Genomic DNA, 26,235 nt, shown 5'->3' with positions numbered 1-26,235 from the left:
CGGTCTCACAATAACGTATTGCCTGCGCCCGGACATCCCGGGCGCTTTTCCCCGCGCCGACGGCGCCTCCGTCAGTCCCATTTTCGCCATTTGGCTTATCTACCGGAGGAGACGTATGACAACAGGTTCCGCAGGATCGCCGACGCACCGCTAACCCTCGGCCATTCTGAGCATTGCCAACGACCCCCGACGTATTGCCGTTGCGGCCAGGCCCGCACGCCGTTTACGCGCTGCAACTTCAACTGCGCAGGGTCTAAAATTAAAGCAAGCTTTCCGACGTAATGAACGTCGGCAATCAGGTCAAAAGGAGATACGCATGACAACGCAACCCATCATCAAACTCCACGATGGTAATCTGATGCCGCAGTTGGGTCTCGGCGTTTGGCAGGCGAGCATTGAAGAGACAGCCAACGCCGTGACGAAAGCGCTGGAGGTTGGTTATCGCTCCATTGATACCGCTGCCATTTACAAAAACGAGGAAGGCGTCGGCAGTGCGCTGCAGTCAGCCTCGTTGCCGCGCAGTGAACTGTTTATCACCACCAAACTGTGGAACGACGATCAGGGCGATCCGCAGGCCGCGCTGGAAACCAGCCTGAAGAAGCTGGGGCTGGACTATGTCGACCTGTACCTGATCCACTGGCCGCGGCCGTCGCAGGATCAGTATGTCGACGCCTGGCGCAGCCTCATCAAACTGCGCGAGCAGGGCCTGACGAAAAGTATCGGCGTCTGTAACTTCAATGTGCCGCACCTGCAGCGCCTGCAGGATGAAACCGGCGTCACGCCGGTGATCAACCAGATCGAACTGCATCCGCTGCTGCAACAGCGCCAGCTGCACGCCTGGAACGCCATGCATAATATCGCCACCGAATCCTGGAGCCCGCTGGCGCAAGGCGGCGAAGGCGTGTTCGATCAGACGGTGATCAAACATCTGGCGGAGAAGTATGAAAAAACCCCGGCGCAGATCGTGGTGCGCTGGCACCTGGACAACGGTCTGATCGTCATTCCGAAATCGGTCACGCCGTCGCGCATCCGCGAAAACTTTGCGGTGTTCGACTTTAAGCTGGATAAGGACGAGCTGGGCCAGATTGCCAAACTGGATATCAGCAAACGTCTGGGGCCGGATCCCGCCACTCTGTAAGACGCCCTCCCTCCTCGGCCCGCTGTATGCGGGCCTATTTTCGCCCCCGCGCACGTCATGCGGCATTTGGTCAAAATCTTTGCCTGCCCGCCGGCGATGATGGCACTATCAATATCTGACACTTTTCCACCGCACGGAGCACTATGAAATTTTCGATCGCCGCCTGTACGCGTCTGGCCATCCCGCTGGCGCTACTGATCCTCGCCGGCTGTTCCAGCAAGCACAAATCCGTCAGCTACGACCGCCACAGTTTTGATAGCGCCATCGCCGACGCCGCCGACGAGTACGACGTCGACGCCAAACTGATCGCCGCGATGATCCAGGTGGAGTCCGGCTTTAACCCGGAAGCGGTCAGCCGCTCCAATGCCGTCGGCCTGATGCAGCTGAAAGCCTCCACCGCCGGCTGCGACGCCTACCAGTTTAAAGGGAAAAGCGGCTGCCCGGACGATGACGACCTGCTCGACCCGGAGACCAATATCGATCTGGGCGCCGCCTACCTGGCTTCGCTGCAGCGGCAGCTGCGGGGGATTGATAACCCGGTGACGCTGCGCTACGCCACCGAAGTGGCCTACGTCAACGGCGCCGGCGCGCTGCTGCGCACCTTCTCCAGCAACCGCCGTCAGGCGGTCAGCATGATTAACAGCCTGTCTCCCGAGGCGTTCTGGTGGCACGTGCGCCAGCATCATCCGTCGGCGCAGGCGCCGCGCTATCTGGCGAAGGTGGAAGCGGCCTACGCCCGGCTGTAATCCGGCGAAAAAATGCCGGTCAGCCCGCGCCGACCGGCATGATTAGCCCGTCCCGAACGGCGGTTACGCCTTGCCTTTGGCGCCGCCGTTACGGATCGCCTTGCGCGGCGGCCTGTTGGACGGTGAGCGCTGGCGCTGAATATCGCTGTGCCTGGTCAGCGCCGGACGCGCGCGGCGCTGCAGACGCTTGCCCTCGCGCTGTTCGTCAATGCTCGGCGCGGGCACCAGGCAGTCGCGGCGGCTGCCGATCAGGTGCTTCAGCCCCATCTCTTCCAGCGCGCTGCGGATCAGCGGCCAGTTGGCCGGATCGTGGTAGCGCAGCAGCGCCTTGTGCAGACGGCGCTGACGATCGCCGCGCGGGATAAAGACCTCTTCCGATTTATAGCCCACTTTGCCCAGCGGATTCTTGCCGCTGTAATACATGGTGGTGGAGTTCGCCATCGGCGACGGATAGAAGTTCTGCACCTGGTCGAGACGGAAACGGTTTTTCTTCAGCCACAGCGCCAGATTGACCATGTCCTCATCCCGCGTGCCCGGATGTGAGGAGATAAAATACGGGATCAGGTACTGCTCTTTGCCGGCCTGCTTGGAGTAATGATCGAACAGCTGCTTGAAGCGGTCGTAGCTGCCCATGCCCGGCTTCATCATTTTCGACAGCGGGCCGGTTTCGGTATGTTCCGGCGCAATCTTCAGATAGCCGCCCACGTGATGGCTCGCCAGCTCTTTGATGTAGCGCGGGTCTTCCACCGCCAGATCGTAACGCACCCCGGAGGCGATCAGGATCTTCTTCACCCCTTCCAGCTCGCGCGCGCGGCGGTACAGCTTGATGGTCGGCTCATGGTTGGTATCCATATAGGTGCAGATTTCCGGATACACGCAGGAGGCGCGGCGGCAGGTCTGTTCGGCGCGCGGGTTGGTGCAGCGCAGCATATACATATTGGCGGTCGGGCCGCCCAGATCGGAAATCACGCCGGTAAAGCCGGGCACCTTGTCACGGATTTCCTCAATTTCACGGATGATCGAATCTTCGGAACGGCTCTGGATAATCCGCCCTTCGTGCTCGGTGATCGAGCAGAACGAACAGCCGCCGTAGCAGCCGCGCATGATATTCACCGAGAAGCGAATCATGTCGTACGCCGGGATGCGCGCCTCGCCGTAGGACGGGTGCGGCACCCGCTGGTACGGCAGCGCGAACACGCTGTCCATCTCGTCGGTTTTCAGCGGAATCGCCGGCGGGTTGATCCACACGTAGCGGTCGCCGTGCTTCTGCATCAGAGCGCGGGCGCAGCCCGGGTTGGTTTCATGGTGCAAAATGCGCGAAGCATGGGCGTACAGAACTTTATCCGCCTTCACCTTTTCAAAGGACGGCAGCAGCACATAGGTTTTTTCCCACGGCTTCGGCTTGGCGGCACGCACGGTGACCGGCTTGGCTTCCGGCTCCGGCTGAGCGCCGTCGGCACAGGGCAGATCCTCACCGTAAGGGTTGGGAATCGGTTCAATGCGCCCCGGCTTATCCAGACGGGTGGAATCCACCCCGCTCCAGCCCGGCAGCGGCGCCTTGCGCATCACCGCAGTGTTGCGAATATCGTGAATATCGGCGATCTTCTCGCCGGCGGCCAGGCGGTGCGCCACCTCCACCAGCGGACGTTCACCGTTGCCGTAGATCAGCATATCGGCCTTGGAGTCCACCAGCACCGAGCGGCGTACGGTATCCGACCAGTAATCATAATGGGCGATGCGGCGCAGGCTGGCCTCAATGCCGCCAAGTACGATCGGCACGTCCTTATAAGCCTCTTTACAGCGCTGGGTATACACCAGCGTGGCGCGGTCGGGACGCTTGCCGCCGACGTTGCCCGGCGTGTAGGCATCGTCGTGGCGCAGTTTACGATCGGCGGTATAGCGGTTGATCATTGAATCCATATTGCCGGCGGTGATGCCGAAAAACAGGTTCGGCCTGCCGAGGCGCATAAAGTCCTCTTTATTGCTCCAGTCCGGCTGGGCGATAATCCCGACGCGAAACCCCTGCGCTTCCAGCATACGGCCGATAATCGCCATGCCGAAGCTGGGGTGGTCGACGTAAGCATCACCGCTGATAATAATCACGTCGCAGCTGTCCCAGCCCAATTGGTCCATCTCTTCACGCGACATCGGTAAAAACGGCGCGGTGCCGTAACATTCGGCCCAGTAACGCTTATAAGAAAACAGTTCACGATCCGGTTGGATCAGGCTGGTGGTGCTCATTCAACAGTGCTCTTTGCAGGTTAATTAATCGCCGGGCGGCGATTATACGCAGTATCAGCAAAAAGAGCAGGGTTATTTATTCGAACTTTCCGCTAGCTGCTGACTTCAAACTCATACACGTCGCTGCGGCACTGAACTTCACTGATCTCCAGCACTTCGCCCTGCGCATTGCGGCTGGTCTGCGTGACGAGCAACAGCGGCGCGCCGCAGGACACATTCAGCAAGCCGGCAACTTCATCGCTGCAGGCGATCGCCTTCAACAGAAAGTGCTTGCCCTCCGGCACGATGCCGCGCTCCTGCCACAGCGCGTAGAGCGAATGCTCCAGCCGCTCGGGATCGGGCAGAAAGCGTAGCGGAATATAGGTGGTTTCCAACGAAATCGGATTGCCGTCCGCCAGGCGCAGGCGGCGCAGCTTCACCACCGGCTCATGCTCGGACAGATTTAACGCCTGCGCGATCTCCGGCGGCGGCGTCACGCGCGTGCGCAGCAGCCACAGGTTACTGGCGGCGCTGCCGCTGCGCGTTATCTGGGCGGTAAATCCCCCCTGCTCCTGCGACAGCGAATAATCCATATACACCGCCACCCGGGTGCCCACGCCCTGTTGGCGTGAAATCAGCGCCTTCTCTTCCAGCAGCTTCAGGGCCTTACTGACGGTGACCCGCGACACCGCCAACCGTTCGGCCAGCACGCGCTCAGGCGGCAGAAAATCACCGGCGGCCAGCCGGCGCTGTTTAATCGCCGCCTCCAGCGCTGTAGCCAACTGTATATAACGTGGTGCCGCAACGGCCTGAACCAACTGCTGGCGCAGCCACGCGCTAAAGTCATTCATCTGACTGCTCTCTTTAATTTGGGCGCCCCTCTCTGGCGTTAGCTTTTATCATATTTATACCGGTACGGGTAAGTTGTGCGGAGAATTGTGCAATGGATCTAGATTGGCATCACATTTTTGCCCTAATGGACTTTTATTGGATCCATTTTGCCACTATGGTGGTAACGTTGACGTGTTTAATTCAACATGCACCAACACCAGGGAACACCCATGACAATAAGAAAAAATCCCCACCTCGCCATCCTTGGCGCACTGTATGGTCAAGCCGCTGGCGATGCGATGGGGATGCCGTCGGAGCTGTGGCCGCTACGGCAGGTACGCGATTATTTTGGTTGGATCGATCGCTTCTTGCCTGGCCCGGACGAGAATATTGCCGCGACAGGTTTTATCGCCGGCGAATATACCGACGACACGCAGCAGGCAGTAGCGCTGATGGAGGCGCTACTCGCCGCTCACGGTAAGGTCGAACCCGAACGCATCGCCCACCACATCATGCTGTGGGCAGAACGGGTCGACGCCTTCAATAAAAACATTCTTGGCCCCACTTCCAAAGCCGCACTTAACGCCATCCGCGCCGGCCAGCCCATCTCGGAAATCAACGCCAACGGCGTAACCAACGGTGCCGCCATGCGCGTCGCGCCGCTGGGATGTCTGTTATCTACCAATGATTTAGGCTACTTTATGGATGCCGTGCGCCTGGCCTGTAGCCCGACGCATAAATCTGATATCGCCGTTGCCGGCGCCTTCGCTATTGCCTGGTCAGTCAGCCGTGCGATCGACGGCGACGACTGGAGCGCGATTAAACAGGCGCTGCCGTCATTGGTGGAACAGATGCAGCAACAGCAGATCACCACCTTCAGCCCGTCGCTGAGCCGCCGCATTCTGTGGGCGCTGGACGTGGCCGAACGCGTACGGCCGCTGACGGACAGCGATGCGCTGGCCGAGATCTACCACACCGTCGGCGCCGGCATGGATACCATTGAGTCCATTCCCGCCGCGCTGGCGCTGGTCGAATTAGCGGACGGCGATCCGACGCGCTGTGCGCTGCTGGCCGCCAACCTTGGCGGCGACACCGACACCATCGGCGCGATGGCGACGGCAGTTTGCGGCGCGCTGCGCGGCATTGAGGCATTTCCGGCGCAATGGATTGAAACACTGAACCAGGCGAATCAGATTGATTTTCAACCATATGCAGCGGCTCTGGGGGCGCTGCGCAACCAAGGGTAAATCTGCAGCATGAGTGAAATAAACCGCAGTGAAACATGGAAAGTTGAAAGCACCGGCATCGATCTGGTGCCCGAGGCGGAGCAAACCGGTAAACCCATCGAGCTGTTCTGGGTATGGTCAGCGGCCAATATCGGCATCCTCGGCGTGGTTTACGGCGCCCTGATCGTCGGCTTCGGCCTGTCATTCCTGCAGTCTGTTCTCGCCGCACTGGTCGGCGTCGCCAGCTTTGCGCTGGTCGGCTATACCAGCTTCGCCGGCAAACGCGGCCGCACCTCGACGCTGACCCTGTCGCGGGTCATCTTCGGTGTAAAAGGCAATATCGCCCCCACCGCCTTCAGTTGGATCAACCTGATGGGCTGGGAGGCGGTGAACGTCATCACCGGCACGCTGACGCTGGCGGCGCTGTTCCAGGCAATGGGGCTGGCGGAAAGTCCGCTGCTGACCGGCGTCAGTCTGTTGCTGTTCGGCGGCCTGACCATCGTCGTCAGCCTGCTCGGGCAAAATACCGTAGTCTGGCTGCAGACCTGGTTCAGCCGCATCTTCGGCAGCATGACGCTGGTCGTGGTGCTGTATATCGCCTTTACCACCGAATGGCAGCGCGTGCTGGCGCTGCCCGCCGGCAACTGGCTGACCGGCTTCCTGCCGGCGGTATCGATTATCGCCGCCGGCACCGGCATCGGCTGGGCGATTGCCGGCGCGGACTATAGCCGCTATCAAAGCCCGAAAAGTTCCAATAAAAGCATCTTCGCCGCGGTGATGGGCGGCGCCTGTCTGCCGCTGATGCTGCTGATGTTTACCGGTATTCTGCTGTCGGTGCAGTTGCCCGACCTGGCCTCTGCGGCCAACCCGATCGCCCTGATTGGCTCGGTGCTGCCGAGCTGGATGGCCATCCCTTATCTGCTGACCGCCACCGCCGGCATCGTCACCATTGCGGTGCTGAGCCTCTACTCCGCCAGCCTTAACCTGCTGACCATCGGCGTTAAGGTTAAGCAATCGCTAGCGGTATCGTTCGATGCGCTGCTGGTGCTGGCGATCGCCCTCTATGTGCTGTTCGTGTCCGGCGATTTTATGGGGCCGTTTATCGCCTTCCTGGTGTTCTGCGGCGTCTTCCTTGCCGCCTGGGAAGCGATATTCATCCTCGACTATCTGCGCCTGCGTCGTCATCATGGTTACGACGGCAATGCGCTGTACGGCCTGAACGGCCAAAATCGCGGCGTGCGTATGGTACCGCTGTGCTGCTGGTTCCTCGGCGCCCTCAGCGGGCTGATGGTCACCAAAAGCGGCTTTATCGACGGGCCGCTGGCCAAAGGCCTGTTCGCGGATTCCAGCCTCGGGCTGTTTGTTTCCTTCCTGGTTAGCCTTATCGCCTACGGCCTGTTTTTGGCCGCGGGCGGAGAACGTAAGTAAATGAGTGAGTTTTCTGCAGTAACGCCGGTATTAGTATTAGGCGGCGCCGTCGGCGATCTGGTCATGACGCTGCCGCGCCTGCCCGTCAGCGGCGAAGATATTGAAGCCCGGCCGCAGGGGCGGCAGATTGGCGGCTGCGCCTTTAACGTCGCCCGCGTGCTGTGCCGGCTGGACGTGCCGGTGGTCAACGGCATGCCGGTCGGCAACGGCGAGTGGGGCGTCGCCGTGGAAGCGGCGATGCAGGAACTGGGGCTGCCGGTTCTGCTGCGGCACGGACAGATGGATAACGGCTGGTGCCTGGCGCTGGCCGAGCCGAACGGCGAAAGAACCTTTATCGCCGTCAGCGGCTGTGAAGCGCAGTGGAACAAAGCGCAGCTGGCAACCCTGCCGCTGACGCCGGAGACGCTGGTCTACGCCAACGGCTATGAATTGGTGGGCGAACCGGGCGCCGCGCTGCGCGAATGGCTGACCCGTCTGCCGTTCGACCAATACCGGCTGATCGATCCCGGCCCGCGCGTCGGCCTGCTTGGCGAGGAGTTTTTCGCCATGCTGAGCGACAGCCATACCCTGCTGACGCTTAACCGCGACGAAGTGGCGATCCTGTGCGGCGACGGCGACCCCGTCGACGCGGCGCAGCGCTACGCCGCCGCCCGCAATTTCACCCTGATTTGCCGCCTTGACAGCGACGGCGCCTGGATCTGCGACGGCAAACATCCGCCGCAGCATATCGCCGCCTATCCGGTTGAGGTGGTGGACACCATCGGCGCCGGCGACGCCCACTGCGCCGGCCTGCTGGCCGCCCTTTCCGCCGGCTGGCCGCTGCCGCAGGCCGTCGATCTTGCCAACCGCGTCGCCGCCTGCGTGGTGGCCAGCCGCGGCGCCGACGCCGCGCCGGACTGGGCGCAGCTGCGCCAGCGCTTCCCGGAGGCATAAGCAGTCAAGTCAGGTCAATCCGCAGATAGACCTCGCTTAAGCAATACAACCTATCAGGAGCCGAAAACTCGGCTCCCAGTCATATTGCATCCACCTCGGAAAATATCGGTCAGTACCGTCAAAACCATCAACCAACCCGCCCGGTAATTACAGATTCGGGTGTTGACCTTTAGCGCGCATCACGGGCTGCCGAACAAGGAACCTGAGCCAGGGGCAACCGGACAGGGATGTCCGGTTGAGGCGGCACAGGCAGGGATGCCTGTAGAGCCGACCCGCCCGGCGACGGTGACACCGTGAGGGTACCCGCGCAGCGGGCAGAACGTGTCTAAGCGCGGGCGCGGGTGCAGGGGCCGCGCCTACGGCCCCTGCAATTGCCGTTCACCTCAGTGACAGAGAAATACCGCACGTTTACGGCAATTCCAGTGATACAGCGCTTTACAGGAAACCACGTCAATAACAACGTTAATCAACCGGCTGGTTGCGCCACAAACTGCCCGACGCTGCCGCGATCGGCCATCTCCAGCGTCTGGCTGTAATACAGGAACGGGAAGTGATCGTAGGACGGCTGGGTAAAGTGCACCACCAGCTCCACTTCGCCGTCGACCCAGACGGTGTCCTTCCAGCCGCGATCCTCGGCCATCGGCTGAGCGCCGTTCACGCTCTTCACCAGAAACTGTACGCCCTCAATATGGAAGGACTGCGGCGTATCGGCGCGGATCACCCAACGCTCCCAGCTGTCCTGCATGGTCTGCAGATCGATGCGGTTCACATCCCGCACCGCGCCGTTAATACCTGCCACGTCATCACCCAGACGGAACTCCCGCGTACGGCTGACGCTGCCATCCAGCAGCTGATCCGAAAGCAGACGCATCGGCAAGTTGTCCGTCACCAACGGCAACAGGCCGGTCGGCTTCAGCGTCAGCACCTGAGTGGACACCAGCAGGCTGGAAGGCTCAAACAGCCCGCGCAGGCGATCCATGATGCCCGCAGCTTCCCCGGCGTTCAGCGTCACTTCCTCGCCCTTCGACATATCGATCAGCACCTCACGCCGTTCGCCAGGCGCCAGAGAAAGCTGTTGCACCGCTACCGGCGCGGGCAGAAAGCCCTGATCGCTGGCAATCACCGTCAGCGGACGGCCGTCGCTCAGCTGCAGCATATAGCGGCGCGAGTTGGAGGCGTTCAGCAAACGCAGCCGCACCCAGCCGCGAGAAACCTCAACGTACGGGTTCTGCACGCCATTCACCAGCAGCGTATCGCCGACGAAGCCCCCTGGGATGGCGGGCTGTACTCCGGCGCACCGAAATTATCCAGCCGCTTATCCTGCACGATCAACGGGAAATCATCCACGCCGTAGTGGTTAGGCAGCGGCAGCGATTTGCTGATGTCATCTTCCACCAGCCACATGCCGGCCAGCCCGTTGTAAATCTGCGGCGCCATGCGCTCCGGCGTGTTGGCATGATACCAGCAGGTGGCCGCGGCCTGACGAATCGGCAGCACCGGCGACCAGTCCACGCCCGGCGACATCAGGCGTGCCGCGCCGCCCGTCAGGGTGCCCGGCACCTGCAGGCCGCTGACGGTCATTGATACCGGTTCCGCCAGACGGTTGCTGTAAATCAATTTGACGTCATCGCCGTTGTATACCCGCACCGTCGGCCCAAGGTACATGCCGTTGATGCCCCAGGCGGAAGCCTTACGGTTGGCAATAAACGGCCAGTGCGTACGCTGCAGGGTTAAAAACAGCGGCTGGCCGCGACGAGACTCCAACAGCGGGGGAACCGGTAACGGGATTTGCGCTCCGCTCGCTTCAGCCCTCAGCGGCACGGCTCCCGCGCACAGCGCCAGACCCGATGCCTGAATGAACTGACGTCGACTGAGTGACATATTTTCTCCATGAAAACAAATGCTAAACCGTATGCAAAAACCCGGCAGCCAATAATGCCACTAAGCGTAGCAGGAAGCCGGGCATTAACGACCAGAAGCCGTTAAAAATTACCACCGCCAGTGAAAGAGTATTATTTTCCGGCGGCTTCGCGCTGTGCCACTTCTTCATCCAGCCGGGCGATTTTTTCCGCCATCAGCTCGCGGCAATGGGTCGCCAGCTCACGCACCTGATCCTTGCCGTATTTGGTGGTGTCGATCGGCTCCAGCATCTCTACAATCACCTCACCGTTATTCAGGCGGTTCAGGTTGATTTTATTGCTGGTGTTCGACACGCAGATCGGCACGACCGGCACGCCGGCGGCGATCGCCGCATGAAACGCACCGGTCTTGAACGGCATCAGGCCGCGGCCGCGGCTGCGGGTTCCTTCCGGGAACATCCAGATGGAAATATCTTTTTTCTTAATCTGCTCCACCACCTGAGCGATGGTGCCGTGCGCTTTGGCCCGGTTGTCCCGATCTATCAGCAGATTGCCGGTCAGCCAATACAGCTGGCCGAAAAACGGGATCCACACCAGACTTTTTTTCCCCACCGTCACGGTGCGCGGCTGCACAATATTGGACGCCGTCACCATATCGTAGTTGTTCTGGTGGTTGGCGATATAGATGCACTTGCCATACTGCGCCGCGTCGGCCGGCTTACGGATCTCAACCTTTAAACCGAATACCGTCGACAGTCGGCCGAACAGGTGGCCAAACGTCGCCACGTGGCGGGGATTGCGCGGGCTGAATAAACAGTAGATGGAACCGAAAATGCACACCAGAATACAGAACAGAGTGACGAAAACGGCACGCAAAATTAATAACATAACAACCTCATTAGCACACTGCCGACGCAGCATGATTCGCTGCGCAGATACTTTCCATCATTTTATTTGCGCGCAGGGCATCACGCCCGCTGGCGATGATACCCGGCCTTGTCGCTATTTTCCTGCCAGCCGGGCATCCGCACAATAAATTTATACGCAGAAATGTTAATTATTTGAAAATAAATACGGAAAGCGGTGAATTGCGCGGGCGTCGCCTGGGAAACGGCGCCCGCCGAACTTATTCTTCGCTATCCCCGACCGACGCGCGCGGCGGCATATCCACCTCGACGCGATCGATACGCTGCAGGCCACGCGGCAGCAGCGTGCCTTTCCGGCCGCGTTCGGCCCGGAATTTCTGCAAATCTTCCGGGCGCAGCGTCAGCTTGCGCTTGCCGACGTACAACGTCAGCGACGTTTGCGGCGGCAGCACAAACAGCCAGGTCAGCTTGTCATCCCCTGCGGCCGCCTGCGCCGCCGGAATAGAGACGATCTTGTTGCCCTTGCCTTTCGACAGCTGCGGCAGATCGGCCACCGGGAACATCAACATGCGGCCCGCCTGGGTAATCGACAGCAGCATATCGTCGTCGCCGTGAATTTCCAGCGGCGGTAACGCCTTGGCGTTCTCCGGCAAGGTAATCATCGCCTTGCCGGCGCGGTTGCGCGCCACCAGATCGTTGAAGGTGCACACGAAGCCGTAACCGGCATCGGAGGCCATCAGCAATTTCTGGTCGTCGGCGGCCATCAGCACCTGTTCGATGGTTGCGCCCGGCGGCGGCGTCAGTTTACCGGTCAGCGGCTCGCCCTGCCCGCGCGCCGACGGCAGCGTCAGCGGGTCAACCGCATAGCTGCGCCCGGTGGAGTCGATAAACACCACCGGCTGGTTGGTTTTGCCGCGGGCGGCGGCGCGGAAGCTGTCGCCGGCCTTATAGTTCATGCCGGCGGGGTCGATGTCATGGCCCTTGGCGCTGCGCACCCAGCCCATCTCCGACAGCACGATGGTCACCGGCTCGGACGGCACAAAATCGTGCTCGCTCATCGCCTTGGCTTCGCCGCGCTCGGCCAGCGGCGAACGACGATCGTCGCCGTAAGTCTGCGCATCCGCCTGAATCTCTTTTTTGATCAGCGTATTCAGCTTGCGCTCTGACGCCAGCAGCGCCTGCAGCCGATCGCGCTCGTTCGCCAGATCGTCCTGCTCGCCGCGGATCTTCATCTCTTCCAGCTTCGCCAAATGGCGCAGCTTCAGTTCCAGGATAGCTTCCGCCTGCGTCTCGCTGATGCCGAAACGCTGCATCAGCACCGGCTTCGGCTCATCTTCGCTGCGGATAATGTGGATCACTTCATCGATGTTGAGGAACGCGACCAGTAAACCTTCCAGAATGTGCAGACGCTTGAGCACTTTTTCCAGACGGTGATTCAGACGGCGGCGCACCGTATCACGGCGGTAGGCCAGCCATTCCGTGACGATTTCCACCAGCCCTTTCACCGCCGGGCGGTTATCCAGGCCAATCATATTCATATTGACGCGGTAGCTGCGTTCCAGGTCGGTGGTGGCAAACAGGTGATTCATCACCTGCTCCAGATCCACCCGATTAGAGCGCGGCACAACCACCAGACGCGTCGGGTTCTCATGGTCCGACTCATCGCGCAGGTCTTCCACCATCGGCAGCTTTTTGGCGCGCATCTGGCTGGCGATCTGCTCCAGCACCTTGGCGCCGGAGACCTGATGCGGCAGCGCAGTGATCACCGCGCTGCCGTCTTCTTTTTTCCACACCGCACGCATCCGCACCGAACCGCGGCCGTTCTGGTAGATTTTGCGAATTTCGTCGCGCGGGGTGATGATTTCCGCTTCGGTCGGGAAGTCCGGCCCCTGCACAAACTCCAGCAGGTCATCCAGCGAGGCGCCCGGTTTTTCCAGCAGCGCCACGGCGGCGGCGGCCACTTCGCGCACGTTGTGCGGCGGGATATCGGTCGCCATGCCGACCGCGATGCCGGTGGTGCCGTTCAGCAGGATGTTCGGCAGACGCGCAGGCAGCATCTTCGGCTCCTGCAGCGTACCGTCAAAGTTAGGGATCCAGTCCACCGTCCCCTGTCCCAGTTCGGACAGCAGCACTTCGGCGTACTTCGACAGGCGGGATTCGGTATAACGCATCGCCGCAAAGGATTTCGGATCGTCCGGCGCGCCCCAGTTCCCCTGGCCGTCCACCAGCGGATAACGGTAGGAGAACGGCTGCGCCATCAGCACCATCGCCTCATAGCAGGCGCTGTCGCCGTGCGGGTGGTATTTACCCAGCACATCGCCGACGGTACGCGCGGATTTCTTGAATTTGGCGCTGTTGTTCAGGCCCAGTTCAGACATCGCGTAGATGATGCGGCGCTGAACCGGCTTCAGGCCGTCGCCAATATACGGTAGCGCCCGATCCATGATGACGTACATGGAGTAGTTCAGATAGGCGTTTTCAGTGAATGTGTGCAGCGGTAAACGCTCTACACCGTCATGAGTCAGATCACTCATTACTCATTTATCCTCAGACCGTGGCATGGCAATCCCTAGACATTGGGGCAAAGGACTGTCGTTCACAAAAAAAGCAGTGCCCGTGATTGCTCGTCGTTTGTTGCCCGCGATAGTACCTTATCTGGCCGTATGCTGTCACAGCATTGTCGGTATTGCGGGCGATGTTGACCGCCGCTAGCCGGCGGATTGTTGCTAAAACAGCAAAAGTCATGTGACTCAGCGCGCATTTTTCTCCCCTGCACGCGCAGGTAAACTCTTCGCCATCATGTTATCACCCCTGGCCGGTTTCATGCCGCACGCTGACGCCGCTTGAACAAGATGCAGGGCCTATTCGCAAGAGGAAACCCGATGAGTAATATCCTTCTAATCAACGCCGGTAAAAAATTTGGTCACTCCAACGGTGAGCTGAACGACACCCTGACCGATGTCGCCGCTTCTTTTCTGCGCGACGCCGGCCATGAAGTCCAGCTGACCGTGGTCGATCAAGGTTACGATATCGACGCCGAAGTGCAAAAATATCTGTGGGCCGACGCGGTGATCTATCAGATGCCCGGCTGGTGGATGGGTGAGCCCTGGATCCTGAAAAAATACATCGACGAAGTATTTACCGTCGGCCACGGCTCGCTGTACGCCAGCGACGGCCGCACCCGCTCAGACGCCAGCAAGAAATACGGCTCCGGCGGCCTGCTGCAGGGCAAAAAACATATGCTGAGCCTGACCTGGAACGCGCCGCTGGAAGCCTTTACCGATCCCGATCAGTTCTTCCACGGCATCGGCGTGGACGGCGTTTATCTGCATTTCCATAAGGCCAACGAATTCCTGGGAATGGAAGCGCTGCCGACCTTTATCTGCAACGACGTGATTAAACAGCCGGATATTCAAAATGATATCGCACGATATCGCGAGCATCTGGCAAAAACTTTTGCTTAACTTATCTTTCGCACGTTTGTTAATGAGGTTGTCATGATCACCGTAATCGCAGAAATCAAAGTTAAACCGGGCCACCGTGAGACGGTACTGAAAGCCATTGAGAAACTGATCCCGTCAGTGCTGGCGGAGGACGGCTGCGGCGCCTACCAGCCGCTGGTCGATATCAAGGCTCAGGTGCCATGGAAACAGTCGCTGCCGGATTCGGTGTTCATGCTGGAAAAATGGGAAAGCGTGGCGCATCTGGAAAAACACCTTGAGATGGAGCATATGCATCAGCATCGCGCCACCATCAAGGACAGCGTGCTGGATGTGAATATCCAGGTGCTGGAAGAAGCGCTGTAATCACCAAGCCCGGCCATTGCGCCGGGCTTTTTATGGTTCACGCATAAACTCAATGAACCTTAATGTTGCCCTAACGCTTCTTGGATTCGCTTCCGGAAAATATCAAAAAATTCACCTACGGGTGACATGTCCAGATCTCCGGGGTATCGCTCGCAAAACGCTTTGTCCAGATCGTCTGGATGCGCCGTTTGAAAATCATCCATTTCATTGATTAAATTTCGCAACAGATTCGCAGATGCCCCTTGTAAGTAATAATCAATCATTCCCTCTAGTTCTGTTGAACCCGTAATCAGATCGGCATCTTGATTAAAGTATCCCCCCATAAGGTTGTCTAGCAATGGGTAATCTTTCATTGTGCTCTCCTAGGGGATTGGATATGCGGTAAGTATGTAGTAAGGCTTTCCGTTAAAAGAGCCATGCATAATCCCGGAAAATTCTCGGTTCTGACTTAACAAACTTCGGTTAGGTGGTCGGTTAGTGTTTTAGCGAATACAAAGCCCACCTCTTATAGCGTAGTTTTCGTACGATACTTAAACTCTTTGAAGATAGATTGAGAAGAGGAAGCTTTCCGCCATCAGATCTTAATGGCGAAAAAGCGAATGCGGTGATGAGAAGAACAAGCGATATGCCAGCTTTCCAGAGCCAACATGACATGAGCGTCCTTGCTCAACGTGTCAGCAGTTCATCCATACTGTTGGGAACATTTGTTACACCGACAGTTCGGCGGTATCGCCCTTATCCTGCAGCCAGTTGCGGCGATCTTCCGAACGCTTCTTGGCCAGCAGCATATCCATCACCGCCAGCGTCTGCTGCACGTCGTTATCGTCGACCGTCAGCTGTACCAGCCGGCGGGTATTCGGATCGAGCGTGGTTTCGCGCAGCTGCAGCGGGTTCATCTCACCCAGACCTTTAAAGCGCTGGACGTTCGGCTTGCCCTTTTTACGCTTCAGCTGTTCCAGCACGCCGGCTTTCTCTTCCTCGTCCAGCGCGTAATACACTTCCTTGCCGAGGTCGATACGGTACAGCGGCGGCATGGCCACATACACGTGGCCGCCCTGCACCAGCGAGCGGAAATGGCGCACGAACAGCGCGCACAGCAGCGTGGCGATGTGCAGGCCGTCCGAGTCCGCATCCGCCAGAATACAGATTTTACCATAGCGCAGCTGGCCGAGGTCTTCGCTGTCGGGATCGATGCCGATCGCCACTGAAATATCATGCACCTCCTGCGACGCCAGCACTTCGTCCGACGACACTTCCCAGGTGTTGAGGATTTTCCCCTTCAGCGGCATGATCGCCTGATACTCGCGGGCGCGCGCCTGCTTGGCCGAGCCGCCCGCCGAGTCCCCTTCCACCAGGAACAGTTCGGTCATGCTCAGGTCCTGCGAGGTGCAGTCCGCCAGTTTGCCCGGTAGCGCAGGGCCGCTGGTCAACTTCTTGCGCACTACTTTCTTCGCCGCGCGCAGGCGGCGCTGGGCGCTGGAAATCGCCATTTCAGCCAGCTGTTCCGCCGCCTGAACGTTCTGGTTCAGCCACAGGCTGAAGGCGTCTTTCACCACGCCGGACACAAACGCCGCGCACTGGCGCGATGACAGGCGCTCTTTGGTCTGACCGGCGAACTGCGGATCCTGCATTTTCACCGACAGCACGTAGGCGCAGCGATCCCAGATATCTTCCGCCGACAGTTTGACGCCGCGCGGCAGAATATTGCGGAACTCGCAAAACTCGCGCATCGCGTCCAGCAGCCCCTGACGCAGCCCGTTGACGTGGGTGCCGCCCTGCATGGTCGGGATCAGGTTGACGTAGCTTTCGGTCAGCAGTTCGCCGCCTTCCGGCAGCCACAGCAGCGCCCAGTCCACCGCTTCGCTGTCGCCGGAGAAGGTGCCGACAAACGGCGCTTCCGGCAGGGTAATCAGCCCGTTGATCGCTTCCATCAGGTAGTCGGTCAGGCCGTCCTGGTAGCACCAGCGCTGTTCGGTATTGTTAACCTTGTCGGTAAAGTAGATTTCCACGCCCGGGCACAGCACCGCTTTGGCCTTCAGCAAATGGCTGAGGCGCGAGACGGAAAAACGCGGGCTGTCGAAAAACTGTTCGTCCGGCCAGAAGTGGACGCGGGTGCCGGTATTGCGTTTGCCGCAGGTGCCGCTGACCGTCAGGTCCTGCACCTTGTCGCCGTTTTCAAACGCCATGTCGTACACGTTGCCGCCGCGTTTGACGGTCACTTCCACCCGTTTTGACAGGGCGTTGACCACCGAGATGCCCACGCCGTGCAGGCCGCCGGAGAACTGGTAGTTTTTACTGGAGAATTTTCCGCCGGCGTGCAGCCGGCACAGAATCAGCTCTACCGCCGGTACGCCCTCTTCCGGGTGGATATCCACCGGCATGCCGCGGCCGTCGTCAATCACCTCCAGCGATTGATCGGCGTGCAGGATCACGTCAATACGTTTTGCATGGCCAGCCAACGCTTCATCGACGCTGTTGTCAATCACCTCCTGGCCGAGGTGGTTCGGGCGCTGCGTGTCGGTATACATACCGGGACGACGGCGCACTGGTTCTAGGCCGCTGAGTACTTCAATGGCATCAGCGTTATAGCTGGATTGAGTCATCGTTGATTATGTTTTCGTGGTTAAAGGAAGGCGCCGAACGGCCTGCTCAGACCGCATGTTTCCCTTCGCGCCTGGAGCCATCACGTTTGTCGTCTGGCCACAACGTCTGTCATTTTGGGGCGAGTCCTAAAAAATCCACAATCTGGGGGAAGTAGTGGTCGAAACCGACGAAGGCGTGGTTTCCTCCCGACTCCACCGTCTGCCGGCAGGCAGTGTAATAGGCAACAGCCTGCCCGTAATCGAGAATTTCATCGCCCGTTTGCTGCAGCAGCCAGATTAAATCCGGCGACTCCAGAGGATCGATCTGCATGACTTTCAGATCGTAAACGTGACGAGACTCTAACACATATTGCTGACCGGTGTAGGGGTTCTCGTTTTGCCCGAGATAATCAATCAGCAGTTCAAACGGTTTCACCGCCGGGTTGACCACCACCGTCGGCAGCGCAAAACACTGCGACAGCCAGGTGGCGTAATAACCGCCCAGCGAGGAGCCAACCACGCCCAGCGTGCTGCCGGCACGCTCCATCACCAGATTCTCCAGCAGCTCGGCCGCCTCCGCCGGATAGGGCGGCAGCTGCGGCACCAGCATCTCGATCTGCGGGTGATGTTCGGCCAGCCACGCCTTGAAGGACGACGCTTTGGCCGACTGCGGCGAGCTGTTAAAACCGTGCAGATAAAGCAGCGTTGACATCAGTAGCCATCCGAATCCATATCGGGGCGGAAATCATCGTTGTCCAGACGGCACACCTGGGTTTCCACCCGTCCGTCAGGCAGCAGGTCGAGATAGCGCCAGCCCGGAGAAACATCGTCGATGGTAAAATTAGTACAGTGCGGCTTGAATTGCACGCAGGTGGACGGCGAAGCCAGCAGACGCCGCCCCTGCCAGGCCAGATCCAGCTCCTGGTGAATATGCCCGCACAGCAGCGTGTTCACCTTCGGATAGCGCAGCAGGATCGCGCCCAGCATATGCGGGTTGCGCAGGCTGTGCTGGTCGAGCCAGGTACAGCCGGAAGGCAGCGGGTGATGGTGCAAAAGCAGCAGAGTGTAGCGATCCGGATGAGCCTGCAGACAGCGCTCCATCCACTCCAGCTGATACTCGCTCAGTTCGCCGTGCGGTACGCCGAACACCTGGCTGTCCAGCAGGATCACCTGCCAGTGCTCGCCCAGCAGCACGTGCTTGGAAGGGGTAATGCCCGCGGCGGCCAGCGCGTCGACCATCGCCGGCTGAAAATCATGGTTGCCCGGCAGCCACACGCAGGGGGCGGGCAGCTGTGAAATACCGTCCGCAAAGTGCCGATATGCCTCAGGGGTATGATCCTGCGCCAGGTCACCGGTAGCGACAACCAGGTCAAACTCCCGCTGCTGGGCGCGTACTGCGTCCAGCACCGCATGGTAGCTGCGGTAGGTGTTAATGCCCAGCAAGGTCTCGTGCTCGCCGGCAAACAGGTGGGTATCGGTTATTTGTAAAATCCTGACCTTGGCCCCACTCGCCACGGGCAGTTTAAACAGGCTTTCCAAATGGTGTCCTTTGTTATCTCAGTCTGTCTCTACCCGTCATACTTCAAGCGCGCTTACCGTCGCTCGGGTATCACACAACAGGAACCGCCATCGCGCCATGCGCCAAACAGTAGCGCAGCCAATCAGCAAGAAACTGGTTAATTTGATGCTTTTCGTCGCGTTGATGCAACTTTTTATTCGGGTAATCATAACGCGCTTTAAAGCGAGAGATCTGCTGGCTGGCACACACTTCCGCAACCATCGCGTCATGATAGAGCCGCACCGTCATCGCCGGCAGGCTCCAGTAGCTGACCGCCGGGAAGGTCTGCTCAATCGTCACCAGCGTCGTGTAACGCGTAGATTCCGCAATCGTCAGCCGATAGCGGGCGTCGTTTACCTGATAAGTCACCGTTTCCCCCGTTTCGTCGTCGCGCGGCAGCAAACGCCGCAGTTGCGCGAAATTGGTTTCACACACTCTCATCATTTCAGGGAAATCAGGGGTATAGCGCTTTGTCATGGGTTGACCCACTCTTTTCTGAGCGATTCATGGTGCAACGCCAGCCACTGCAGGGCAATCACCGACGCCGCATTATCAATCGTACCGTCTTCCACCCAGCGGTAAGCCTGTTCGCGGCTCACCACATGGACTCGAATATCTTCATTTTCTTCACTCAATCCATGAATGCCTTCGGCGGTCGCGGCGTCCACTTCGCCGACCATAATCGACAGCCGTTCGCTGGTGCCGCCCGGGCTGGCCAGATAGCTCAGCACCGGTTTGCAGCGCCCGACCGCCACGCCGGCCTCTTCTTCGGCCTCACGGCGGCACACGTCTTCCACGCTTTCGCCGTTCTCGATCATACCCGCCACCATTTCCAGTAACCAGGGCGAGTCTGAGGTATCGACCGCGGCGATACGCAGTTGTTCAATCAGCACCACTTCGTCGCGCAGCGGATCGTAAGGCAGCAGCACCGCCGCATGACCACGCTCGAAAATCTCGCGCGTGATCTCTTCGCTCACGCCGCCGTTGAACAATTTATGACGAAAACGGTATAAATTGAGTGAAAAAAAACCACGGTACAGCGTGTCCCGTGCAATAATTTCTACATCATTTTTGTCGAAAGTAACGGGCGTAGGCCGTAAGTTGCTCATAAACACGGTTCTCCTGCGTGAGTATGCCGGTGAAATAAACAGTTTTGATGACAGAACCGGCGAGACTTTCTCCCGCCGCGCGTTGTGGTAGATTATTGACCATGATAACAGGAGTCACTGACGTGAACATGACGGCCAGCGCCTCACAGGACAAGCCGGATGCGAAAAGATCCGCCGGATGGCACGTTCAGCCACCTTATGCCAAGCGCGGACTCTGCTAGAATTGACAACTATTTAGACTATCGTCAGCGCTAACATACCAATATTGCTGCACAACAAGGAATGCAAATGAAGAAACTGCTCCCCCTTCTTATCGGACTGAGCCTGGGCGGCTTCAGTGCAATGAGCCAGGCAGAGAACCTGCTGCAGGTTTATAAACAGGCGAGGGAAAGTAACCCGGATCTGCGCAAATCCGCCGCTGACCGCGATGCCGCATTCGAAAAAATCAACGAGTCGCGCAGCCCGTTGCTGCCGCAGTTGGGGTTGTCCGCCGGTTATACCTACGGCAGCGGCTACCGCGACGCCAAGGATAGCAACAGCGATACCACCCAAGGCTCGCTGGCGCTGACCCAGACCATTTTTGACATGTCCAAATGGCGCGCGCTGACGCTGCAGGAAAAAACCGCCGGCATCTCCGACGTGACTTTCCAGACCGCGGAGCAGAAGCTGATCCTCGACACCGCCACCGCCTACTTCAACGTGCTGAAGGCGATCGATACGCTGTCCTACACCCAGGCGCAGAAAGATGCGGTGTACCGCACGCTGGATCAAACCACCCAGCGCTTTAATGTCGGCCTGGTGGCGATCACCGACGTGCAGAACGCCCGTTCCAACTACGACACCGTGCTGGCGAGCGAAGTCAACGCCCGCAACGAGCTGGACAACGCGCTGGAAACCCTGCGTCAGGTCACCGGCACCTTCTACCCGGAACTGGCTTCGCTGAATACCGACCGTTTCGCCACCACGCGACCGGAAGCGGTCAATAACCTGCTGAAAGAAGCGGAAGCGCGCAACCTGAGCCTGCTCTCGGCGCGTCTGAGCCAGGATCTGGCGCGTGAACAGATCAAATATGCGCAAACCGGCTATATGCCGACCATCGATATGAGCGCTTCCACCGGTATTACCAATACCAAAAATAACGGCTCGCGCAACACCAGTCCTGATTCAGACATCGGCCAGAACAAAATCGGCGTCAGCTTTAACCTGCCGATCTACAGCGGCGGCGCCACCAATTCGCAGGTGAAGCAGGCGCAGTACAGCTTCGTCGGCGCCAGCGAACAGCTGGAAAGCTCGCACCGCACCGTGGTGCAGACCGTGCGCTCCTCGTACAACAACGTCAACGCCTCAATCAGCAGCATCAACGCCTACAAACAGGCGGTGATCTCGGCGCAGAGTTCACTGGACGCGATGGAAGCCGGCTACCAGGTGGGCACCCGCACCATCGTCGACGTGCTGGACGCCACCACTCAGCTGTATGACGCCAAACGTCAGCTGTCCGACGCGCGCTACACCTACCTGATCAACCAGTTGAACATTAAATCGGCGCTCGGCACCCTGAACCAGAATGACCTGCTGACGCTGAACGGCGCGCTGGGCCAACCGGTTTCTACCGCGCCGGACGCGGTCGCGCCGCAGAACCGCGGCCAGGATGCCTATGCCGACGGTTATCAGGATAACGCACCGATGCAGCAGGTCGCCGCACCGGCTCCGGCTAACCGCGTCAACAGCGCGACGCCGCAGCCTACCGCACCGGCGGCAACCGGCAGCCAGCCACGCAATCCGTTCCGCAACTGACGGCCCAGCGTGACAATACGTACTCCGGGCGCGGCCTCTGCCGCGCCTTTTTTATGTGCTCAGCTGCAGCACCCCGCGCGCCGCATCCAACATCGCCGTCTGGCCGCTGCGGGTTTTTTCCAGACAATCGCTCATGCCGACCACCATCGGCATGCCCATCGCCTTGGCCAGAATAGCGCTGTGCGACAGCGCACTGCCGCCGCTCAGACAAATCCCCAGCACCATGCGCCGGTCCAGCATCACCACCTCCGACGGCATCAGCTCATCCATCACTAAAATCACCGGCTCCGACAGGGTAATCGGCGGGATCGGCTGCTGTTGCAGATAGCTGAGGGTGCGCCGCAGGATGTCGCGCACGTCCAGCTCGCGCGCCCGTAGATAATCATCGTCCAACGCGCGATAATCGGCCGCAACGGCCTCCATCTCCTGCCGCCACGCCTGCTCGGCGCTGCAACACTGCTGGGCGATGCGCGTATACGCCGACTGCTGTAAGTCCGGATCGTCCAGCAACATGCTGTGCGCGCCGAAGATTCCCGCCTGGGGTTTGCCGATCAGCGTCGCGGTGCGCTCCGCCAGCCGGTTAAGATCGCCGAGCGTCTGCTGCAGGGCCTGACGCAGTCGCTGCTGCTCATGCAAAATATCATCGACGCCGGTATGCCGCGCCGGCAGCGTCGGCCAGACGCTACGCCACTGCAGAATCGGCCCGCTGCTGACGCTCTCCGCCACCGGCACCCCGTGCAACGACAGCGGCTGTTCACCGGAAACCGCTTCCCCGAAGTGCTGCTGCGCCAGAGTATTAAACGCCGCCAGCGCCTCGTCGGCCTGTCTGCCGCTGGCGATCAGCCGGATGGTGTCGCCATGGCCCACCTGCAGCAGCGCCAGCTGATTCAGGCTGCGCGGATCGACGCACTGACCGCCCTTCTCCAGCGTCAGTTCGGCGTCAAAATGCGCCAGCGTTTCCGCCAGACGCGCCGCCGGGCGCGCGTGCAGGCCATGGGCATTCTGTACCTGCCAACGGACGCTTTTGCCCTGCTCTGGCGGCAGCTCAAGCGTTTTCAGCGCCGTCGCCGTCTCCCCCAGCTGCGCCTGCTTGGCCTGCAGCGCGCCCCGCGCCTCCGCCAGCACCTGTTCCAGCCCGGCGCCGGCATTGGCGGCCACCACCGCCGCCAAGGTGCCCTCCACCAACGGCGCGGCGCAGAGCGTCACTTTGGCCGCCAGTGCAGGCTCCAGCAACTCCAGCGCGGTTTCCGCACTCAGCAACGCGCTGCCCAGATCCATCAGCACCACGATGCCGTCACCGTCGGCCACCGATTCAATCGCCGCCATCACCTGCATTGCATCGGTACCGATCGGGTTTTGCTCATCGTCAACGCCCGCCGCCAGCGCCAGCCGGCAACCTTCACTGCGCATCATCTGCCGCGCCAGCGCCTCAACGCCCTGCGCCAGCAGCGCGCTGTGTGAAACCACTACGATATTGATCATTTCGCCTCCCGCTTAGCCCGCCGCCGCAGACAGCGCCTGGATCATCAGCATCACCGAAGTCGCGCCGGGATCCTGATGGCCGATACTGCGCTCTCCCAGATAGCTGGCCCGTCCCTTGCGCGCCTGCATGGCGATGGTGCTTTCCGCCGCCTGCCGCGCCCGTTCTGCGGCCTGCCGCAGCCCAGCCCTGACATCCGACGCCTGTGCCAGCGACTGCTTCAGACTGTCCGCCACCGGCTGCCAGACGTCGCACATGGTTTTATCTCCCGGCTGCGCCTTGCCGCGTGCCGCCACGCCCTCCGCGCCGGCCTGCACCATCTGCTGCAGTTCAGCCAGATCCAGACTCTGTTTGCCGGCCGTCACCTGCGCCGCGCGGATAAAGAAGGTGCCGAACAGCGGACCGCTGGCGCCGCCGACGCTGGACAGCAGCGTCATGCCGCTGCTTTTCAATATCGCGCCGATATCCTGCTCCGCCACCGACGGCAGCTTAGCCGCCACCTGGTCGAAACCGCGGTTCATGTTCAGGCCGTGATCGGCATCACCGATCGCCGTATCCAACTCGGTCAAAAAATCACGCTCGCGGCGAAATACCTCGCCGCAGCGCATCAGCCAGTCGACCAACTGTTGTTTCGTTAACGCCATGCTTCCTCCTTAGCAACCCCAACGCAGCGCCGGCGTATTGACCGGCGCATCCCACAGTGACAGCGCCTCGTCGTCCACCTTCAGCAGGGTGATGGAGACGCCCTGCATATCCAGCGAGGTACAGTAGGCGCCGACCAGACTCCGCTCCACAATCAGCCCGGTTTCCGCACAGCGCTCGGCCAGACGATGGTAGACGCCGTACAGCTCCGACAGCGGCGTCGCCCCCAGGTTATTCACCAGCGCAATCACCCGGTCGCCGCGCGCCAGCGGCCGCTTGGTCTGCAGCTCTTCCCGCCACTCGCCCTGCCCCCGATCCCAGACGCGAATCGTACGTTGGTAGTGACCGTGTTCCAGCAAGGTATGAAACATCGCATCCACCGCCTGATTGAGGCCGCTGAAGGGCCGCCGCGCAATGCCCGGCTCGCCGTGAATGCCGACGCCGAACTCCATCTCGTTATCCGCCAGCGTAAACGACGGTTTGCCGGCGGCCGGCACGGTGCAGGCACCGAGCGCGATGCCGATGGAGTGCCCCTGATTGTTCAGACGGTGGCCCAGCGTCACCAGATCATCCAGCGAATCGCCGCGCGCCGCCGCCGCGCCGAGCAGTTTTTCCAACAGCACGGTATTGGCGACGCCGCGGCGTCCGGCGGTGAACAGGCTGTCTTTTACCGCCACATCGTCATCCACCAGCAGCGTCGCCACCGCCACGCCGCCGTCGTGCAGCAGTTCGGCGGCGGTCTCAAAATTCAGCACGTCGCCGGTGTAGTTCTTGACCAGCAGCAGCACGCCGGCGCCGCCGTCAATCGCCAGCCCGCAGGCGAACATTTTATCCGGCGTCGGCGAGGTAAAAATTTCTCCCGGGCAGGCGCCGTCCAGCATGCCTGCGCCGACAAAGCCGCAGTGCATCGGCTCATGGCCGCTGCCGCCGCCGGATAACAGCGCCACTTTGCCCGCCGCCGGGCCGTCCGCACGGCAGACAAACAGCGGATCGCACTGCACCAACAGCGCCGGATGCGCCTCGCCCAGCCCGAGCAACTGCTCCTCCAGCACCGATTCAACCTGATTGATTAGTTTTTTCACCTTGGCCTCCTCCGAATGACGCCGTTTTTGGCGCCTGCCGAGGTTTCAGTATGGAACAAGAGACACGGACTTTCCGCGAGCAAACCGGCACAAACGACGCATATTTCTGCACGTTGCACCCGGTTCTCCGCCAAAGCCGGCAATTTTGTGTATAGCTGCGTAAATACCATTTTGAACCGGCGTTTCAGCTTTAATTTTGACCAGCTTTCCCCTATTCTTACGCCACTACTGGGAAAGGGCGAGACAGCCCGCACGAGATGGGATTTACCACGATGAAACGGACCAAAAACATCAACCAAGAGACGTTCCGCAAGTCCTGGCGCAGCTACCGTATGGCGCCGGTCGCGCTGGCCGTCAGCGCCGTATTTATGCTTGCCGGCTGTGAAAAGAGCGACGAGACCGTCTCGCTGTATCAAAACGCCGACGACTGCTCGCGCGCCAATCCGTCTATGAGCGAACAGTGCACCACCGCCTACAACAACGCGCTGAAAGAAGCGGAAAAAACCGCGCCGAAGTACGCCAGCCGTGAAGACTGCGTGGCCGAATTCGGCGAAGCGCAGTGTACGCAGGCGCCGGCCCAGGCCGGCATGGCGGCGGAATCGCAAAGCAGCGGCAGCTTCTGGATGCCGCTGATGGCGGGCTACATGATGGGCCGTATGATGGGCGGTTCCGGCTTTGCACAGCAGCCGCTGTTCTCCTCGAAAAACCCGGCCAGCCCGGCCAACGGCAAGTTCGTCGACGCCACCGGCAAGAGCTACGGCCCGGCCACCGCCGGCGGCCGCACCATGACGGTGCCGAAAACCGCCATGGCGCCGAAACCGGCCGTCACCAACACCGTTACGCGCGGCGGCTTCGGCGAAACCGTCGCCAAACAGACCAGCATGCAGCGCAGCGCGGCGTCCGGCACCTCTTCCCGCAGTATGGGTGGCTAACCG

At 60.2% G+C, this 26,235-nt stretch carries 22 protein-coding genes and 1 pseudogene; 9 read left to right on the top strand and 14 right to left on the bottom strand.

Annotated features, from left to right (window positions below):
• Positions 1-316: 316 nt before the first annotated feature.
• Positions 317-1,138 carry a 2,5-didehydrogluconate reductase DkgA gene (gene dkgA / locus FO014_RS12995; protein ID WP_105232649.1) on the top strand — a complete coding sequence of 274 codons (822 nt, stop codon included), beginning with the start codon at positions 317-319 and terminating at the stop codon, positions 1,136-1,138.
• 143 nt (positions 1,139-1,281) lie between these two features.
• The gene (locus FO014_RS12990) at positions 1,282-1,884 is read left to right on the top strand and encodes a transglycosylase SLT domain-containing protein (protein ID WP_105232650.1); all 603 of its coding nucleotides are present in this window, start codon (positions 1,282-1,284) and stop codon (positions 1,882-1,884) included.
• 63 nt (positions 1,885-1,947) lie between these two features.
• Here the strand turns inward: FO014_RS12990 and FO014_RS12985 are convergent, their stop codons facing one another.
• Both FO014_RS12985 and FO014_RS12980 read right to left on the bottom strand, forming a co-directional pair.
• On the bottom strand, positions 1,948-4,125 hold the full coding sequence (locus FO014_RS12985) for a YgiQ family radical SAM protein (protein WP_160029815.1): 2,178 nt from the start codon (positions 4,123-4,125) through the stop codon (positions 1,948-1,950).
• 92 nt (positions 4,126-4,217) lie between these two features.
• A complete protein-coding gene (locus FO014_RS12980; protein ID WP_160029814.1) occupies positions 4,218-4,955 on the bottom strand; it encodes a GntR family transcriptional regulator in 738 nt (245 codons plus the stop codon).
• 210 nt (positions 4,956-5,165) lie between these two features.
• Between FO014_RS12980 and FO014_RS12975 the strand changes: the two genes are divergently transcribed.
• Genes FO014_RS12975 through FO014_RS12965 form a run of 3 tightly spaced genes read left to right on the top strand, consistent with a single transcriptional unit; the run spans position 5,166 to position 8,522 of the window.
• Entirely contained in the window at positions 5,166-6,182 is a 1,017-nt protein-coding gene (locus FO014_RS12975) for an ADP-ribosylglycohydrolase family protein (RefSeq protein ID WP_160029813.1), read from the top strand.
• Positions 6,183-6,191: 9 nt separating this feature from the next.
• On the top strand, positions 6,192-7,589 hold the full coding sequence (locus FO014_RS12970; RefSeq protein WP_105232654.1) for a purine-cytosine permease family protein: 1,398 nt from the start codon (positions 6,192-6,194) through the stop codon (positions 7,587-7,589).
• Positions 7,590-8,522 carry a PfkB family carbohydrate kinase gene (locus FO014_RS12965; protein WP_160029812.1) on the top strand — a complete coding sequence of 311 codons (933 nt, stop codon included), beginning with the start codon at positions 7,590-7,592 and terminating at the stop codon, positions 8,520-8,522.
• A 466-nt stretch (positions 8,523-8,988) separates the two neighbouring features.
• Here FO014_RS12965 and ftsP read toward each other — a convergent pair.
• The 3 genes and pseudogenes from ftsP to parC all read right to left on the bottom strand — a co-directional run bounded on the left by ftsP (position 8,989) and on the right by parC (position 13,781).
• A pseudogene (ftsP, locus tag FO014_RS12960) lies at positions 8,989-10,403 on the bottom strand (cell division protein FtsP).
• Positions 10,404-10,534: 131 nt separating this feature from the next.
• A complete protein-coding gene (locus tag FO014_RS12955; protein WP_160029811.1) occupies positions 10,535-11,269 on the bottom strand; it encodes a 1-acylglycerol-3-phosphate O-acyltransferase in 735 nt (244 codons plus the stop codon).
• A 238-nt stretch (positions 11,270-11,507) separates the two neighbouring features.
• Complete coding sequence (gene parC / locus FO014_RS12950) at positions 11,508-13,781, bottom strand: DNA topoisomerase IV subunit A (RefSeq protein WP_160029810.1); 2,274 nt, start codon at positions 13,779-13,781, stop codon at positions 11,508-11,510.
• A 348-nt stretch (positions 13,782-14,129) separates the two neighbouring features.
• Between parC and FO014_RS12945 the strand changes: the two genes are divergently transcribed.
• Both FO014_RS12945 and FO014_RS12940 read left to right on the top strand, forming a co-directional pair.
• Positions 14,130-14,711, top strand: coding sequence for an NAD(P)H-dependent oxidoreductase (locus tag FO014_RS12945; protein WP_105232659.1), 582 nt, complete (start codon positions 14,130-14,132; stop codon positions 14,709-14,711).
• Positions 14,712-14,744: 33 nt separating this feature from the next.
• Complete coding sequence (locus tag FO014_RS12940) at positions 14,745-15,053, top strand: putative quinol monooxygenase (protein ID WP_105232660.1); 309 nt, start codon at positions 14,745-14,747, stop codon at positions 15,051-15,053.
• 59 nt (positions 15,054-15,112) lie between these two features.
• Here the strand turns inward: FO014_RS12940 and FO014_RS12935 are convergent, their stop codons facing one another.
• The 6 genes from FO014_RS12935 to nudF all read right to left on the bottom strand — a co-directional run bounded on the left by FO014_RS12935 (position 15,113) and on the right by nudF (position 20,302).
• A complete protein-coding gene (locus FO014_RS12935; RefSeq protein WP_105232661.1) occupies positions 15,113-15,406 on the bottom strand; it encodes a contact-dependent growth inhibition system immunity protein in 294 nt (97 codons plus the stop codon).
• 354 nt (positions 15,407-15,760) lie between these two features.
• Positions 15,761-17,656 carry a DNA topoisomerase IV subunit B gene (gene parE / locus FO014_RS12930; RefSeq protein ID WP_160029809.1) on the bottom strand — a complete coding sequence of 632 codons (1,896 nt, stop codon included), beginning with the start codon at positions 17,654-17,656 and terminating at the stop codon, positions 15,761-15,763.
• Between the two features lie 109 nt (positions 17,657-17,765).
• On the bottom strand, positions 17,766-18,347 hold the full coding sequence (gene yqiA / locus FO014_RS12925) for an esterase YqiA (protein ID WP_160029808.1): 582 nt from the start codon (positions 18,345-18,347) through the stop codon (positions 17,766-17,768).
• A complete protein-coding gene (gene cpdA / locus FO014_RS12920; protein WP_160029807.1) occupies positions 18,347-19,174 on the bottom strand; it encodes a 3',5'-cyclic-AMP phosphodiesterase in 828 nt (275 codons plus the stop codon). Before cpdA ends, yqiA begins: the two co-directional genes overlap by 1 nt.
• A gap of 70 nt (positions 19,175-19,244) precedes the next feature.
• On the bottom strand, positions 19,245-19,670 hold the full coding sequence (locus FO014_RS12915) for a DUF1249 family protein (RefSeq protein WP_160029806.1): 426 nt from the start codon (positions 19,668-19,670) through the stop codon (positions 19,245-19,247).
• Entirely contained in the window at positions 19,667-20,302 is a 636-nt protein-coding gene (nudF, locus tag FO014_RS12910) for an ADP-ribose diphosphatase (protein WP_160029805.1), read from the bottom strand. The genes FO014_RS12915 and nudF overlap by 4 nt, the downstream gene beginning before the upstream one ends.
• A 288-nt stretch (positions 20,303-20,590) precedes the next feature.
• On the opposite strand from nudF, the gene tolC reads away from it, so the two are divergent.
• A complete protein-coding gene (tolC, locus tag FO014_RS12905) occupies positions 20,591-22,096 on the top strand; it encodes an outer membrane channel protein TolC (protein WP_160029804.1) in 1,506 nt (501 codons plus the stop codon).
• Between the two features lie 51 nt (positions 22,097-22,147).
• Here the strand turns inward: tolC and dhaM are convergent, their stop codons facing one another.
• From dhaM to dhaK, 3 genes are read right to left on the bottom strand one after another with little or no spacing between them, the layout of a single operon-like run.
• Positions 22,148-23,578, bottom strand: coding sequence for a dihydroxyacetone kinase phosphoryl donor subunit DhaM (gene dhaM, locus FO014_RS12900; RefSeq protein ID WP_160029803.1), 1,431 nt, complete (start codon positions 23,576-23,578; stop codon positions 22,148-22,150).
• Positions 23,579-23,590: 12 nt separating this feature from the next.
• Positions 23,591-24,220, bottom strand: a complete 630-nt coding sequence (gene dhaL / locus FO014_RS12895; RefSeq protein ID WP_160029802.1) for a dihydroxyacetone kinase subunit DhaL — start codon at positions 24,218-24,220, stop codon at positions 23,591-23,593.
• A gap of 9 nt (positions 24,221-24,229) precedes the next feature.
• Entirely contained in the window at positions 24,230-25,300 is a 1,071-nt protein-coding gene (gene dhaK / locus FO014_RS12890) for a dihydroxyacetone kinase subunit DhaK (RefSeq protein WP_160029801.1), read from the bottom strand.
• 272 nt (positions 25,301-25,572) lie between these two features.
• Between dhaK and FO014_RS12885 the strand changes: the two genes are divergently transcribed.
• On the top strand, positions 25,573-26,232 hold the full coding sequence (locus tag FO014_RS12885; RefSeq protein ID WP_160029800.1) for a DUF1190 family protein: 660 nt from the start codon (positions 25,573-25,575) through the stop codon (positions 26,230-26,232).
• Positions 26,233-26,235: the final 3 nt, after the last annotated feature.

The sequence above is a fragment of the Serratia rhizosphaerae genome, from assembly GCF_009817885.1.
Lineage (GTDB): Bacteria > Pseudomonadota > Gammaproteobacteria > Enterobacterales > Enterobacteriaceae > Serratia_B > Serratia_B rhizosphaerae.
This window is presented reverse-complemented; position numbering and strand designations above follow the sequence as displayed.

What these genes read in the sequence shown, in the direction of transcription:
- yqiA (WP_160029808.1), bottom strand. Translation starts at nt 18,347, where the DNA reads ATGTCAACGCTGCTTTATCTGCACGGTTTTAACAGCTCGCCGCAGTCG.
- FO014_RS12990 (WP_105232650.1), top strand. Translation starts at nt 1,282, where the DNA reads ATGAAATTTTCGATCGCCGCCTGTACGCGTCTGGCCATCCCGCTGGCG.
- FO014_RS12935 (WP_105232661.1), bottom strand. Translation starts at nt 15,406, where the DNA reads ATGAAAGATTACCCATTGCTAGACAACCTTATGGGGGGATACTTTAAT.
- FO014_RS12955 (WP_160029811.1), bottom strand. Translation starts at nt 11,269, where the DNA reads ATGTTATTAATTTTGCGTGCCGTTTTCGTCACTCTGTTCTGTATTCTG.
- FO014_RS12885 (WP_160029800.1), top strand. Translation starts at nt 25,573, where the DNA reads ATGAAACGGACCAAAAACATCAACCAAGAGACGTTCCGCAAGTCCTGG.
- tolC (WP_160029804.1), top strand. Translation starts at nt 20,591, where the DNA reads ATGAAGAAACTGCTCCCCCTTCTTATCGGACTGAGCCTGGGCGGCTTC.
- parC (WP_160029810.1), bottom strand. Translation starts at nt 13,781, where the DNA reads ATGAGTGATCTGACTCATGACGGTGTAGAGCGTTTACCGCTGCACACA.
- FO014_RS12975 (WP_160029813.1), top strand. Translation starts at nt 5,166, where the DNA reads ATGACAATAAGAAAAAATCCCCACCTCGCCATCCTTGGCGCACTGTAT.
- FO014_RS12965 (WP_160029812.1), top strand. Translation starts at nt 7,590, where the DNA reads ATGAGTGAGTTTTCTGCAGTAACGCCGGTATTAGTATTAGGCGGCGCC.
- dhaL (WP_160029802.1), bottom strand. Translation starts at nt 24,220, where the DNA reads ATGGCGTTAACGAAACAACAGTTGGTCGACTGGCTGATGCGCTGCGGC.
- FO014_RS12970 (WP_105232654.1), top strand. Translation starts at nt 6,192, where the DNA reads ATGAGTGAAATAAACCGCAGTGAAACATGGAAAGTTGAAAGCACCGGC.
- dkgA (WP_105232649.1), top strand. Translation starts at nt 317, where the DNA reads ATGACAACGCAACCCATCATCAAACTCCACGATGGTAATCTGATGCCG.
- parE (WP_160029809.1), bottom strand. Translation starts at nt 17,656, where the DNA reads ATGACTCAATCCAGCTATAACGCTGATGCCATTGAAGTACTCAGCGGC.
- FO014_RS12985 (WP_160029815.1), bottom strand. Translation starts at nt 4,125, where the DNA reads ATGAGCACCACCAGCCTGATCCAACCGGATCGTGAACTGTTTTCTTAT.
- FO014_RS12915 (WP_160029806.1), bottom strand. Translation starts at nt 19,670, where the DNA reads ATGACAAAGCGCTATACCCCTGATTTCCCTGAAATGATGAGAGTGTGT.
- FO014_RS12945 (WP_105232659.1), top strand. Translation starts at nt 14,130, where the DNA reads ATGAGTAATATCCTTCTAATCAACGCCGGTAAAAAATTTGGTCACTCC.
- dhaM (WP_160029803.1), bottom strand. Translation starts at nt 23,578, where the DNA reads ATGATCAATATCGTAGTGGTTTCACACAGCGCGCTGCTGGCGCAGGGC.
- FO014_RS12940 (WP_105232660.1), top strand. Translation starts at nt 14,745, where the DNA reads ATGATCACCGTAATCGCAGAAATCAAAGTTAAACCGGGCCACCGTGAG.
- FO014_RS12980 (WP_160029814.1), bottom strand. Translation starts at nt 4,955, where the DNA reads ATGAATGACTTTAGCGCGTGGCTGCGCCAGCAGTTGGTTCAGGCCGTT.
- nudF (WP_160029805.1), bottom strand. Translation starts at nt 20,302, where the DNA reads ATGAGCAACTTACGGCCTACGCCCGTTACTTTCGACAAAAATGATGTA.